Origin of the sequence: Maricaulis sp. (assembly GCF_017642925.1) — a bacterium.
GTDB lineage: Bacteria > Pseudomonadota > Alphaproteobacteria > Caulobacterales > Maricaulaceae > Maricaulis.
Window position 1 is genome coordinate 1 of the sequence record NZ_JAEPOL010000022.1, and the last position, 12,072, is coordinate 12,072.

Here is a 12,072-nt window from a genome sequence, read left to right on the forward strand (position 1 = left end):
GATTTCCGGTGCGGCGCGGATCGACCGCCGCATGTCGGCGAATTTCGGCGTCGGGGTCGGCAGCGATACCGGCCATGTCGGCGCCCGCGCCGGCGTGCGGTGGGGCTGGTAGCCCCGCCGCGAAATTCGTCGGGTACCGGGCGCCCGGGATCGGGGCGCCTGGAATTCGGGAACGCCTAGAATTCGTGGACGATCGAAAAGTCTAGCCGGCTGTCGGTTTCCTCGCGGCCGGGCTGGGCATCGAACTCGTGCTTGACGCGATAGCCCAGCTCCACCCCCCAGTCCTCGCTGATAGCGGTGGTCAGCTTGAAGCGCTGCTCGGCGCGTGAGGCCGGACCTGCCAGCAGCGTCGTCTCCGAGGAGAATTGCGCGGTTTCCGTCACCGCGAAGTCATAGACCGAGCCCAGTTCGAGCACCCATTGCGTCACGCCGCCCTCATCGGTGGGCACGCGGTGGCGGGCACCGGGGCCGGCGCGCAGCACCCAGCTGGTGCGATTGTCGTCGAGCGCGTGCAGCGTCGCACCGGCCGATAGGACAGCGGTATAGTCGAAGCCGGACATGCGGTCCTGCTCATAACTCGATCCGAGATAGAAGCTCCAGGCATCGACGGTCGGGCGCTCGCCGCGCGCTTCGACCAGCCAGCGGTCGCGCGTCACATTGCCGTCGCTCTCGGTGTAGAAATATTCCGTCTTACCGTCGAAACCCCAGCCGCCATTGAGCGGCCGGCTGACTTCCAGCGCCATCGAGTAATTGGTCTGGTCGGTATTGCCGCTGTCGACGGCGAGGCCCGCCTTGGCACGGCCATCCCAGTGATGAGGATGGAACCAGTCCATGCGGCCGGGCCAGTGCGCGGTCCGGGGCGCCTCCGCCTCGCCGGTCTCGATCGTGTCCGTGCCGCTGTCATGCTGCGTGGTGCCGGCCCCCGAGGGCGCGGCCACCGTCTCCGCATCGGTATCCGGAGCGTCGATAATGGAGACCTGCGGCGTGCCGCGGCGGGCAGCCTGGACGATTTCCGGTTCCAGCGCGACCGTGTCGCGAGCAGTCTGGTCCCAGGCGCGCAGCACATCGAGGCGGCGCGGCAGCAATTCGGCGACGGCCGCGCGGACATCGGAGCGGCCGCCCGGTGTGACCGTGGCGATCAGGTCGGCCGTGGCGAGGAATTCCTCATCGTCCTGGCGGACATCGGCGGCGGCCAGCAGGGCCCGGTATTCGCGGGACAGTTCGGCATGAGCCGTTGACGGGCAGAGCATTGCCGCAGCGCCGAGAAGCGGAATCAGGCGAACACGCATACGCAAACCTTTCGTGTGCCGGCAGACCTAACGGCCGAAGGCCGTCAGGTCCAGACATGCACAGCGCAAAAAAGGTGCGGAACCGCGTGTTTTTCAAGCGTAAAACCGGTGTCCGGCCTGGCTTGAAACGCTCTAGTTGAGAAGCCCCTGTTCGGCGGCCATGGACTTCATGGCTTTCTGGAGCTTTTCGAAGGCACGGACCTCGATCTGGCGGATACGCTCGCGCGACACGCCATACTGGTCGGCGAGTTCTTCCAGCGTCTTGGGCTCTTCGGTCAGACGGCGTTCCTGCAGGATGTGCTGTTCGCGCTCATTGAGCTCGCCCATGGCCGACTGCAGCAGCGTCATGCGCGTGTCGAACTCGTCGGACTGGACCAGCTCGTCTTCCTGGCTTTCCGCATCGTCATCGGCCAGCCAGTCCTGCCATTGGCCCTCACCCTCGGTGCCGCGCAGCGGCGCGTTGAGCGAGGCATCGGGACCGGACAGGCGCCCGTTCATCGACACCACGTCCTCGGTGGTCACGCCCAGCTTGGTGGCGATCGCCTCGACCTGTTCCGGCTTGAGATCGCCTTCTTCCAGGGCCTGCATCTGGCTCTTCATGCGGCGCAGGTTGAAGAACAGCTTCTTCTGGGCCGCGGTCGTGCCCATCTTCACCAGCGACCAGGACCGCAGGATGTATTCCTGGATCGAGGCGCGGATCCACCACATGGCGTAGGTCGCCAGGCGGAAACCCTTTTCCGGGTCGAATTTCTTGACCGCCTGCATCAGGCCGACATTGCCTTCCGAGATCACCTCGGCCACCGGCAGGCCGTAGCCGCGATAGCCCATGGCGATCTTGGCGACGAGACGCAGGTGGGAAGTCACCAGCTTCTCGGCGGCTTCCGGATCCTCGTGCTCGCGCCAGCGCTTGCCCAGCATGAATTCCTCATCCTTGGACAGCATGGGGAAGCGGCGGATCTCCGCCAGGTAGCTCGACAGGCCCTGTTCGGGCGAGAGCGCGACTGAAAGTGCGTTGGCCATGATGACATCCTATCCCTTCGGCAGCCTGCGGGCATGCGTCATTTTCACGCCCCCCGGATGCCGCGTCCGAAGCCTATGTAGGAAACGGATACGCCGAATGTTAGCCCCTCACAGTGCTGTGATGTGCATGACTGTCATTCGTGAATGACCGAGCCGGGCGCTCAGGCTTTCTCCGGCAGCCTTGCCCGGGCGATCTGCAGCTCCAGACGCTTGATCTCCCTGAGGGTGCGATTGGTCATCATTTGGTTGCCCAGGCTGGACTTCATGAACAGGCCGATCACCAGCGAGGCCAGGATCAGCACCGCCCAGCGAACGGTCATCACCGGATCGGTGGTCTGGACCATCTGCCAGGCGCCCCAGATCGCAAGCCCGGCGCCGACAATGTTGGTGATATAGGCCACCCACATCACCCAGGCGAGCTTGCCGCGAAACACCGAGAGCGCCTGGCTGAAATAGCCCGGCTCGTCCTCGAACTCGGCCAGCAGGGCCCGGTCGTCGGCATCGAGCGCTTCGGCGATGAGCGCGTCGAGTTCGCTGTCACTGCGTGTCATCACTGTCTCCTTCTCTGTCAGGTTCGAGCGCGGCACGGATTTTCCGCCGCGCATGCATCAGGCGTGTCTTGACGGTTCCGGCCGGAATACCCAGCGCCACGGCGATCTCGGCGACCGAGAACCCGTCCATGTAGTGAAGGCCCATGGCCGCCCGCTGGGCCGGCGGCAGGGCGGCAATGGCCTGCGACACCCGGGCAAGGTCGGACCGGGCTTCGGCCTCGGCCCATTCGACCCGCGCCTGGCCGGGATCGCTGGCCAGGTCGTGAGCGGTGCGGCGGGTGCGCTGGATACGGGAGACGGCCTGTGCCGCCTTGCGCGTTACGATGCGGTAGCTCCAGGCCGGGAAGGCGACCGGGTCGCGCAGACGCGGCAGGCCCCGGACGATATCCACCCAGGCGTCCTGCAACACGTCGCGTGCCATGTCGGACGTATCGGTCAGCCGCCGTGCATGGGCGAGCAGGCGCGGCTGCCAGTAGGCGGCCAGATGCCCGAACGCCGTGCGGTCGCCCGCCTGGGCGGCCAGCACCTGGCTTTCCTGGAAAAGTCTCTGGACGTCGCGCCGCACCGCACCGCTCCTGACCGACGGTCAACCTGCCGTCAGGTCAAAGGTGCCCGAAATGCGCGAACCGGTTCAATCGCGTTTGGGAACGCCGGCCTGGAAGCGCAGATAGCCCCGCTCCACCATGCGCCGCATCGCCTCATAGGCCTCGCACAGCTCGTCATAGGCCGACCGCAAATGGGTCAGCCGCTGGACTTCCTGTTCCGACAGGGGCGAGCGCGAACGCGCCGCCGACATCGCCGCATCCACCCAGGCACCTCGTGCCTTGGAGGCGGACAGGGCCAGGTTCTGGAAATCCTCGATGGTGACGTGATGGATCGTCTTGCTCATCACGGCCTGATTGGCGGCAAACACCGTATAGTCGATCTGTTCGAGATGGCCGCGGCGCTTGCGCTGCTCGACCGGATCCTCGACCAGGTCCGGCTCGAAATGGTCCGAGATCCGGCGATAGCTCGATGTCATCGTCTTGGCCATGGCGACACCTCCTTATGGGCATCCATGGCCGACGCTAGCACAGGATGCATTAACGCCCGGTGTAAACCGGCCGCCCTGACAAAACCCTGACAAGGCCGCAAACTCGCCTGATGCGAGCAGGTGGATTTTCTGGAACGTCTGGCCTGGACTGGAGCTGGTCTGCCAGCTCGGTGGCGCTGATCGCTCTGGATGTTCTGTCCGAGGGGGCTGAATAGCCGGGAGTTGAGAAGGGTATCGGGAAGCGGAAACACCAAGTGGCGTTTGGGACGTAGGGGGCACCGGGCCTTCCCGCTTCCCGATCTGTGTTACGGCGTGGCCGGGCCGCCGCCGAAGATCAGCACGAGAGAACCGCTGACGAAGGCAATGGCGTAAAAATACAGCCGGATTTTCTGCCTCATGGCGGACCTCACACGATTACGTTGTTCTTGCCGGAGAAACGGCCTCCTGACGCTTTGGTTCCCGGGGCGCTGCAGATTTTTTTGCACCCCGGGAAACCGGTCCCGATCAGTCGACCAGGTCGGCGACAATCCGGGTCGCCGCATTGATCAGAAGCACCTCGTTATCGACCCGCACATAGTAGTGGCCATGCGGCGGGGGCGAGAGCTGATAGCGGCCGTAATCGCGCACCACGACATACTCTTCGCGCTCGAACCGGTCGCCGATGCGCCAGGCATCGCGCTGGCCGTCGCGATAGCCCTGTTCATAGGCCCGCGCTTCGTCCCGGCGGTCGTGATCGCCCGGCCCGCAGCGGCCCTGGCGTTCGAGGCCCGGCGGGCAATGCGGCGGATCGGCCTGTACGGGTGCGCCGGCGAGCAGGGCCAGCCCGGCGGCCGCCACTGTGCCGCGCAGAATATTCCTGCAAGTCGCGGACGGATGGAAATGTGTCATGTCCAACCTCCTTCACTGGGGACAGGACGTGAAACGGCCGGACGCGGCCGGAGTTCCCCGGCGAGGCCCTGCCATCGGAGGGCGAGCTTCAGCCGCGGACGGCCAGCGCGATCAGCTTCGCGACCGTGTTGAGATTGCGGCCGGTGCCGGTTTTCGTTGCCGGAACAACGAGTTTCGACTGCGCCATGCCCTCGCCGTAATGGATATAGATTTCCCGCGCGCCGGCGGCGATCTGCTCATCGGCCCGGTGGCGCAGCGTCGCTTCCAGATCGGCCGGCGGCGCCGCGTCGAGGAAGTGCACGATGCAGCGGTTTCCCGCCGCTTCGGGAAACGGGTTGGCGTCGAGCACGGCCTGCATCGCGTCGGGCGAACGCATCACGACACCCACCGGCTTGCCGGCATAGGCCTCCAGCGTGGCCTCCAGCGCCGCGCGGGCATCGTCCGCCGTCATCGCGCTTTCGAAGACGAGATTGCCGCTGGCGATATAGGTACGCGGATTGCCGAAGCCGATCCGTCCGGCCATCGCCCGCAGCTCGGCCATGGGCAATTTCCCGGTCCCGCCGACATTGACGGCGCGCAGAAGGGCGATGTGGGTGGCCATGACGTCGTCCGGAAACCGCGGTTCAGCGTTCCAGTTCGATATCCCAGTAGAGATAGTCGAGCCAGCTTTCGTGCAAGAATTTCGGCGGGAATTTCCGGCCCTGCGACTGCAGCTCGTGCATGTTGGGGCGCTGCGGCGGACGGCGCAGCGGCATGCCGGCCTCGCGCGGGGTGCGGCCGCCCTTCTTCAGATTGCAGGGCCCGCAGGCCGCGACGATGTTTTCCCAGCTGGTCTTGCCGCCCTGGCGGCGCGGGATGACATGGTCGAAGGTGAGCTGGTCGACGCCCGGCGCGCCGCAATAGGCGCATTTGAAACCGTCGCGCAGCCACACATTATAGCGCGTGAAGGCGGGCGAGCGGTCCTGGGCGATATAGTCGCGCAGCGCCACGACCGAGGGCACATGCATCTCGAAAGAGGGCGAGTGCACGACCTCGTCATAATGGGAAACGACGGCGACGCGTTCGAGGAAGACATTCTTGATGGCTTCCTGCCAGGGCCAGGTCGATAACGGCCAGTAGCTCAGGGGCTGATAGTCCGCATTCAGCACCAGACAGGGCCATCCCTGCGGCGCCCGATCAAGCACCTGCATGGCGACCTCCCTCGACAACGCCGCCGGAGCGGCCGCTGAGGGGGTGTGTCTTTTGGACAAGCGTCCTGAAAGCTCACCTCCCGTCGCGCTCAAGACGCGGATTCGTCTCGACGAATCATCTCGCATCCCGGGCTTGGAGGAAGGTTACAGCTATTCGCGTGACACGCCTATGACGGTCTTGAGAATCTTGCGTGTCGGCCCGGCAGGGCCTGTCCGGGCTAGAGGTAGCGGCCCGACAGGGCGCGGCCCAGGAAGTGGGCGCCCAGTTCCAGACCGTCCTGGCCGATCGAGTGCGGAATGCCCTGCGAGATATGCCATTGCGCCCCGTGTCCGGCCGCGGCGATATGTTCGAGCGCGTCGAACATGAAGCCCAGCGGCAGCACCTGGTCCTGGTCGCCATGGATCAGCATGAGGGGCGGCTTCGAGACCATCTCCTCCTTCAGGCGTGCCCCGCCCGGCAGGGCACCGGAAAAGCCCAGTATCCCTGCCAGCGGCCGCTTGCGCCGCAGACCGGCATGCAGCGACAGCATCGTGCCCTGGGAGAAGCCGCACAGGACGAGGTCCTGCTCGCTCAGCCGGTAGCGGTGCAATTCCTGGTCGATGAAGGCATCGACGATGGGCCAGGCCGCGCTGGCGCCGGTCTCGATGCGCTGCGGGTCGAGATTGGAGATCGGGAACCATTGATACCCGTCCGGCGCACCCGGCACCGGGTCCGGCGCATTCGGCGACACCCATTGCACATGCGGCAGATCCTTCGCCCAGTGCTGGCCCAGCCCGATCAGGTCCTGCCCGTTCGACCCGTATCCGTGCAGAAAGATCACAAGTTTCCTCGGCGCCTGTCCGTCGCGCGGGGCCAGGCGGGGTCCGTCGATGGGTCGTGACATTAAAGGCTCCGGTATGGTCTGCGTCTCCCGAGATAGCGGGATGCGGGCGCCGGGGGCAAGGGGCAGACACAAGGCTTCCCCTGCAAAGCGGGGGAAGTGGCCGATCCCGGCCAAGGGCCGGGTGAGGTCGAAGGGGGTGAGTCTGCGCACTGGCGCGCTCCGCGCCGCTTGCGCGGCGCCCCCTCAGTCGGCTACGCCGACAGCTCCCCCGCAAGCGGGGCGAGCCCTGATGGTCCCGCAATGAGCCCCACCCATGCTGATTGAACTCGCTCTCACCTTATTGCTTACCGCGCAGTCTGCCCCGGACCCCGCTGTTCGCGGCGACCAGTGCGCCCGGCTGGGTGGCGCGTTCGGGACGTCATGGACGGATGGCATCACTGCGGAACGGATCGCGCTAGAGCGAGACTTCTATATCTGCCTGAACGAAATCGCGGACACGGGCCGGACCGCAATCGGAGCCGCGCCGGCGCTGCACCGCGAACTCGATAACCCCGATAGAGCCGTGCGCAATGGCGTTCTTCGCACGCTTGCGCATATTGGCGACCAGTCGGTTGTGCCACACGCGCATCAGCTTCTGGAAGCAGGCGACTTCACCGCCTCTCTTGCCGCATTGACCGCCCTGGAGCTTCTGGGAACGGAAGCTGATGTCGAGCCCCTCCGCCGCACAGCGGCAGGCCACTGGTCCGCCATAGTCCGCCAGCGTGCGTGGCAACTCTCGCTCAGCGGCGCCCTGAGCGACACTCGCGAACCCGGATCGGGGCCTGCCCGCGAGGAGGCGATGCGGGTTGATCCCGTCTTCGGCATGCGTATCCCCCGCGTGCCACGAGACCGCGATCTCTATATTCTGCCGCTCAGCGACTGGCCTTACCCGTCCTGCCCATCAGAGACCTTCCGGGTCGCCAGCGAAGTTGTCAGCTGGCGCGACCGCATCCCCGAGGGCCAGCCCACCCCGACCACGCTGCGCTTCGCCGATGGCTCGTTACGCTACACCGGCCGAGGTGAATGGGGCGGAGAACTGGAATGGCAGCCGGATGATGGCCCGCCAGAGCAGATCGTTTCGGACAATATTGTCGGCGCAACCCGCACGAGCGCGAGAACCGTTGTGGTTGTAGCGGGCCTGGCGCACTCTGGGGATGAAGGGCGAGTACTCATTGTCGAACGGCACGGCGACCACTGGCGTGCTGAAGACGCGGCCAGCCTGCCTTCTGCCCCCTTGTGGGTAGTAGATTTTGGCGAGGGCCGCATTGGCATTCGTACGGCGCGCGGCTTTCATGTGTTCGACGGCCGCCGGATGATTGGGGAAGGCCAGTGCGAACCCGGCCCCCTCGCGCCGCCGGAGTTCGCCCGCTAGCGGTTTGCCGGGACGCGGACCCGGGGTACACCTGCCTCCAGCCATGACCTTCACCACGCGTTTCGCCCCCTCGCCCACCGGTTTCCTCCACCTCGGCCATGCCTTTTCGGCGTGGACGGCATTTTCGGCGGCGCGCGAGGCCGGCGGGCGGTTTATTCTGCGGATGGAGGATATCGACACGGTTCGCTGCAAGCCGGAATTCGATGCGGCCATCTTGGAGGATCTTGCCTGGCTGGGGCTGGAGTGGGAGGAGCCGGTGCGGCGGCAGTCGGCGCATTTCGGCGATTTCGACGGCGTGCTGCAGCGGCTGCAGGAACGGGGTGTCGTCTATCGCTGTTTCAAGACGCGGCGGGAAATCCTGGAGGATATCGCCCGCGCGCCGCATGGCGTCGGCGATGTCTATCGCGGACCGGCCGAACCGATGAGCGCGGACGAGGAAGCGGCGCGTGTCGCGGCGGGCGAGGCCTATGCCTGGCGGCTGTCGCTGGCGCGCTGCCGCGATGTGCTGGGCCCGCGCTTTGCCGCGATGCGTTTTGTCGAGGAGGGGCGCGGCGAGATCATCGCCGATCCCGATCCGCTGGGCGATGTCGTGCTGGCGCGCAAGGATGTCGGCACGAGCTATCACATCGCCGTCGTGCATGACGACGCCCTGCAGGGGATCACTCATGTGATCCGCGGCGTCGACCTCTTCGAGCTCACTCCGCTGCACGTGCTGCTGCAGACGCTGCTGGACCTGCCCGTCCCGGTCTATCGCCATCACCGGCTTCTGACGGATGCGAAGGGCGAACGCTTCGCCAAGCGCAACAAGGCCGCCACCCTGCGTGTCATGCGGGCAGCCGGCGAGACACCGGCGGATATCCGGGCGCGCTTCGCCTGAGCGCCCACATGAGCAGGATTTAATCCGCCGCCGCGCATCCGGGCGGCGTCTGTCATGCATCACCCTGACAGGACGTCACGCAATCCATAACGGGGGACAATCATGCCACTGCTTTCACTTTCACTCACCGCAGCGCTCGCCGTCGCGGCGCAAGCCGGTCCGGCACCCTCGCAGGCCTTTGACGACGCGCTGGTTTTCGGCGCCGGCCTAGAGAGTGTCGAACAGGCACTCGAACCGCGCTGCGACAGCCTGCAGGCTGTGTCCCCCTCACCCGCCGGCTTCCCGCTGGCGCGCGAAGAAGAAACCCATCTCGTCTGCCACGGCTTCAGCTTCGACAGCGGCGAACGGCTGGACGCGGCCGTCTTCACCCTCGCCGACGGCGCACTGGTGCAGATCGAGGCCCGCGGCGACACGGCGCCGCTGACCGCGCACGCCGGCGACAGCGTGTCCTACGCCCACTGGACCGCCTATCCGGCCGCCGGGCTGATCCTCGACGATGCCGCAGGCACTGCGCACATCCTTTCCCCCGACGGGCTGCACGCCAATCTGTTTGCCTGGCACAATCCGCTGCTGGACGGCGAACCGCTGGACTACGCGCCTGTCGATGTGTCCATACCGCCGGAAGTGCGGCCGGGCGCCAGCCTCGACACGCTGATGCCGGAGATCGAGGCCGCCTGCCCCGTCGTCCAGGTGCGCGAGATCGATCCGCCCAGCCTGCCGACGCAGCCGGCGACCCAGACCCAGATCAATTGTTTCGGCTATCCCGTCGCCGGTTTCGAACGCAAGATCGAGTTCGTGTTCGGCGATGGCCAGCTTGTGCTGGCCTGGATCCTGACCGGCCGCGGTGAAGCGGATCGCCTGCAGGCGGCGATGGATGCGGCCTATGGCACGCCGGTTCATGCCGGCGACACGTTCCGCTTCTACGAGGATGGCCGGCTCGCGCTGCGTTTCGACAAGCCGGAAATCCTGGTGGTCGAACAGTCGCTGGGCGCCGGGTATATCGACCAGCTCAACGGGGCGGGTGAAGCCGACTAATCCGTCAGGCGCCGTGCCTCGACGCCTTCCACCCACTCGCCGGTGCGCACCAGCCGGCCGTCGCGCCAGGTGTATTCGCGCACGGTGATGCCGCCGCCCGGCACACCGCGCGCATTCTCCCGAATCTCGATCCGGGCCTCGCGATAGTGCTGCACAAAGCGCGCCTGATTGCCCGACATCAGGGCGACGGTCTGCCAAGTCTCGCCCTGTGACACGATCAGCGGGAAGGCGCAGCTGCCGGTGCCGCAGAAATAGGCCACGGCCGGACCGTCGCGGCGGGCCTGGCAGTTCAGGCGGCTGGTATCGACGACATAGTCGGGCCGGCGATCGGCATTGATATCGCCGGAAACCGTCGCGGCGGCGGCGATATCGCCGTCACGGCAGACAAGGGCGCCGCTGCTGATCCGGTCGAGATGATCGTGAAAGGCCTCAAGCACGCCAGCGGGCAGCCCGGCGGCCGGTATCTCCGCTGCATCCCGCTGCGAGCAGGCCATGGCGGTCAGGGCAGCTGTTCCGGCCAGGCCGAAACGCCGCAAAGCGCGTGTCCACATCGCCGCACCCCGTTTGCGCGCCCCAGCGCTGACATCAGACTAGGGCCCGCAGGCGGCGCCCCGCAAGCGGATATGCCGCAGGTTTAATGCGGTCTCCATGCTAGGCAGGCGGCACGGGACACGCTATCAGGCGATCCATGTTCGTGCGTGATCTCTGGTATTTCGGCTGCCTGTCGAGCGAGCTCAAACCGGGCCAGCACCTCCATCGCGAGTTGCTGGGACAACCCGTCCTGTTTGGCCGCGACCATAATGGCAAAGCCTATGCGCTGAAGGATATCTGTCCGCACCGGGGCATCCTTCTGTCCGGCGGCGAAGCCCAGCAGCATGATGGCGAGACCCATGTGGAATGCCCCTATCATGGCTGGCGTTTCCGCACGGACGGGTCCTGCGCCGCCATCCCCTCGCTGACCGCCGAGCAGGCCAGGGCGATGGACCTCACCAAGATCCGCACCCGCGCCTTCCCGGTGCACGAGGACCAGGGCCTGATCTGGATCTACTACGCCCGTGAGGAAGACGCCGGCAAACCGCCGGCGGTCGAACCGCCGAAGCTGGATATTCCCGAGGGCGAAAAGCCGCGCCTGGTCGTGCGCGACGTGTTCAACTGCCATGTCGACCATGCGGTGATCGGCCTGATGGACCCGGCCCACATCCCCTATATCCACCGGCAATGGTGGTGGCGCTCGGCGAAATCCGTGCACGAGAAGGAAAAGAAGTTCGGCCCGGTCGAGCGCGGCTTCACCATGCTGCCGCACACCCCGTCGAAGAATTCCTATCTCTACCGCCTGCTGGGCGAACCGCAGACGGAAATCCGCTTCCAGCTGCCGGGCCTGCGCACCGAATACGTCAATGCCGGCGGCAAGCATTTCACCGGTTTCACGGCCGTGACGCCGACCAATGAAAACTCCACGGCCATCACCATCGTGGTCTACTGGAACCACCCGCTGATCCACGCCATCCCGAACTTCCTGCTGAAGATGGGGATCTCGATCTTCGTCGGACAGGACCGCGATGCGGTGAACGCCCAGCAGGTGGGCCTGGCCTATGATCCCAAACTGATGCTGATCCACGATGCCGACGTGCAGGCGAAATGGTATTTCGCCCTCAAGCGGGCCTGGGACAAGCACCGCGACACGGGCGAGGACTTCAGGAATCCCGTCAAGCCCGCCACCCTGCGCTGGAGAAGCTGATGCTGCCGATCGACGATATTCTCACCGGACTGCTCTACATCGCGATGATCGCCGTTGTGGCCGTGCTGGCCTTCGGCATCATCAATCTCTATCGCGGTGACGAGAAGGCGCGCTCGCGCTCGAACAAGCTGATGCGCCTGCGCATCGTGCTGCAATTCTCCGCCATCCTGATCATCATCGCGATCTTCCTGGTCCGGCAGAATTTCGGCGGCTGAA

General features: G+C 65.8%; 15 protein-coding genes. 5 read left to right on the top strand and 10 right to left on the bottom strand.

What is annotated here, in order from left to right:
• Positions 1 to 176: 176 nt before the first annotated feature.
• The 9 genes from JJ918_RS15135 to JJ918_RS15175 form a co-directional block, all read right to left on the bottom strand.
• Positions 177 to 1,289, bottom strand: coding sequence for a DUF481 domain-containing protein (locus JJ918_RS15135; RefSeq protein ID WP_291889157.1), 1,113 nt, complete (start codon positions 1,287 to 1,289; stop codon positions 177 to 179).
• Between the two features lie 132 nt (positions 1,290 to 1,421).
• A complete protein-coding gene (gene rpoH / locus JJ918_RS15140; RefSeq protein WP_291889161.1) occupies positions 1,422 to 2,309 on the bottom strand; it encodes an RNA polymerase sigma factor RpoH in 888 nt (295 codons plus the stop codon).
• Between the two features lie 161 nt (positions 2,310 to 2,470).
• Positions 2,471 to 2,860, bottom strand: a complete 390-nt coding sequence (locus tag JJ918_RS15145) for a DUF6768 family protein (RefSeq protein ID WP_291889164.1) — start codon at positions 2,858 to 2,860, stop codon at positions 2,471 to 2,473.
• A complete protein-coding gene (locus JJ918_RS15150) occupies positions 2,847 to 3,425 on the bottom strand; it encodes an RNA polymerase sigma factor (RefSeq protein ID WP_291889167.1) in 579 nt (192 codons plus the stop codon). Before JJ918_RS15150 ends, JJ918_RS15145 begins: the two co-directional genes overlap by 14 nt.
• Positions 3,426 to 3,491: 66 nt before the next feature.
• Positions 3,492 to 3,893: a hypothetical protein gene (locus JJ918_RS15155; protein ID WP_271188074.1), complete on the bottom strand. Its 402-nt coding sequence runs from the start codon at positions 3,891 to 3,893 to the stop codon at positions 3,492 to 3,494.
• Between the two features lie 504 nt (positions 3,894 to 4,397).
• The gene (locus JJ918_RS15160; RefSeq protein ID WP_291889172.1) at positions 4,398 to 4,781 is read right to left on the bottom strand and encodes an RcnB family protein; all 384 of its coding nucleotides are present in this window, start codon (positions 4,779 to 4,781) and stop codon (positions 4,398 to 4,400) included.
• 88 nt (positions 4,782 to 4,869) lie between these two features.
• The gene (locus JJ918_RS15165; protein ID WP_291889175.1) at positions 4,870 to 5,382 is read right to left on the bottom strand and encodes a DUF1697 domain-containing protein; all 513 of its coding nucleotides are present in this window, start codon (positions 5,380 to 5,382) and stop codon (positions 4,870 to 4,872) included.
• Positions 5,383 to 5,404: 22 nt separating this feature from the next.
• Positions 5,405 to 5,971: an HNH endonuclease gene (locus JJ918_RS15170; protein WP_291889177.1), complete on the bottom strand. Its 567-nt coding sequence runs from the start codon at positions 5,969 to 5,971 to the stop codon at positions 5,405 to 5,407.
• 218 nt (positions 5,972 to 6,189) lie between these two features.
• Positions 6,190 to 6,855 carry a phospholipase gene (locus JJ918_RS15175; protein WP_291889179.1) on the bottom strand — a complete coding sequence of 222 codons (666 nt, stop codon included), beginning with the start codon at positions 6,853 to 6,855 and terminating at the stop codon, positions 6,190 to 6,192.
• A gap of 253 nt (positions 6,856 to 7,108) precedes the next feature.
• On the opposite strand from JJ918_RS15175, the gene JJ918_RS15180 reads away from it, so the two are divergent.
• From JJ918_RS15180 to JJ918_RS15190, 3 genes are all read left to right on the top strand, one after another.
• Positions 7,109 to 8,206, top strand: a complete 1,098-nt coding sequence (locus JJ918_RS15180) for a HEAT repeat domain-containing protein (protein WP_291889181.1) — start codon at positions 7,109 to 7,111, stop codon at positions 8,204 to 8,206.
• 43 nt (positions 8,207 to 8,249) lie between these two features.
• On the top strand, positions 8,250 to 9,083 hold the full coding sequence (gene gluQRS, locus JJ918_RS15185; protein WP_291889185.1) for a tRNA glutamyl-Q(34) synthetase GluQRS: 834 nt from the start codon (positions 8,250 to 8,252) through the stop codon (positions 9,081 to 9,083).
• A gap of 102 nt (positions 9,084 to 9,185) precedes the next feature.
• Positions 9,186 to 10,118, top strand: a complete 933-nt coding sequence (locus JJ918_RS15190) for a hypothetical protein (protein WP_291889188.1) — start codon at positions 9,186 to 9,188, stop codon at positions 10,116 to 10,118.
• Here the strand turns inward: JJ918_RS15190 and JJ918_RS15195 are convergent.
• Complete coding sequence (locus JJ918_RS15195; RefSeq protein WP_291889191.1) at positions 10,115 to 10,669, bottom strand: hypothetical protein; 555 nt, start codon at positions 10,667 to 10,669, stop codon at positions 10,115 to 10,117. The two genes, JJ918_RS15190 and JJ918_RS15195, sit on opposite strands and share 4 nt — an antisense overlap.
• A gap of 137 nt (positions 10,670 to 10,806) precedes the next feature.
• Here JJ918_RS15195 and JJ918_RS15200 point away from each other — a divergent pair, with 137 nt between their 5' ends.
• Together JJ918_RS15200 and JJ918_RS15205 are read left to right on the top strand one after the other, a co-directional pair.
• On the top strand, positions 10,807 to 11,856 hold the full coding sequence (locus JJ918_RS15200) for a Rieske 2Fe-2S domain-containing protein (protein ID WP_291889193.1): 1,050 nt from the start codon (positions 10,807 to 10,809) through the stop codon (positions 11,854 to 11,856).
• Complete coding sequence (locus JJ918_RS15205; protein ID WP_291889195.1) at positions 11,856 to 12,071, top strand: twin transmembrane helix small protein; 216 nt, start codon at positions 11,856 to 11,858, stop codon at positions 12,069 to 12,071. The genes JJ918_RS15200 and JJ918_RS15205 overlap by 1 nt, the downstream gene beginning before the upstream one ends.
• The last annotated feature ends 1 nt before the right edge of the window (position 12,072 follow it).

Coding starts and splice junctions, on each gene's coding strand:
- JJ918_RS15135 (WP_291889157.1), bottom strand. CDS start 1,289: ATGCGTGTTCGCCTGATTCCGCTTCTCGGCGCTGCGGCAATGCTCTGC.
- rpoH (WP_291889161.1), bottom strand. CDS start 2,309: ATGGCCAACGCACTTTCAGTCGCGCTCTCGCCCGAACAGGGCCTGTCG.
- JJ918_RS15145 (WP_291889164.1), bottom strand. CDS start 2,860: ATGACACGCAGTGACAGCGAACTCGACGCGCTCATCGCCGAAGCGCTC.
- JJ918_RS15155 (WP_271188074.1), bottom strand. CDS start 3,893: ATGGCCAAGACGATGACATCGAGCTATCGCCGGATCTCGGACCATTTC.
- JJ918_RS15160 (WP_291889172.1), bottom strand. CDS start 4,781: ATGACACATTTCCATCCGTCCGCGACTTGCAGGAATATTCTGCGCGGC.
- JJ918_RS15165 (WP_291889175.1), bottom strand. CDS start 5,382: ATGGCCACCCACATCGCCCTTCTGCGCGCCGTCAATGTCGGCGGGACC.
- JJ918_RS15170 (WP_291889177.1), bottom strand. CDS start 5,971: ATGCAGGTGCTTGATCGGGCGCCGCAGGGATGGCCCTGTCTGGTGCTG.
- JJ918_RS15175 (WP_291889179.1), bottom strand. CDS start 6,855: ATGTCACGACCCATCGACGGACCCCGCCTGGCCCCGCGCGACGGACAG.
- JJ918_RS15180 (WP_291889181.1), top strand. CDS start 7,109: ATGCTGATTGAACTCGCTCTCACCTTATTGCTTACCGCGCAGTCTGCC.
- gluQRS (WP_291889185.1), top strand. CDS start 8,250: ATGACCTTCACCACGCGTTTCGCCCCCTCGCCCACCGGTTTCCTCCAC.
- JJ918_RS15190 (WP_291889188.1), top strand. CDS start 9,186: ATGCCACTGCTTTCACTTTCACTCACCGCAGCGCTCGCCGTCGCGGCG.
- JJ918_RS15195 (WP_291889191.1), bottom strand. CDS start 10,669: ATGTGGACACGCGCTTTGCGGCGTTTCGGCCTGGCCGGAACAGCTGCC.
- JJ918_RS15200 (WP_291889193.1), top strand. CDS start 10,807: ATGTTCGTGCGTGATCTCTGGTATTTCGGCTGCCTGTCGAGCGAGCTC.
- JJ918_RS15205 (WP_291889195.1), top strand. CDS start 11,856: ATGCTGCCGATCGACGATATTCTCACCGGACTGCTCTACATCGCGATG.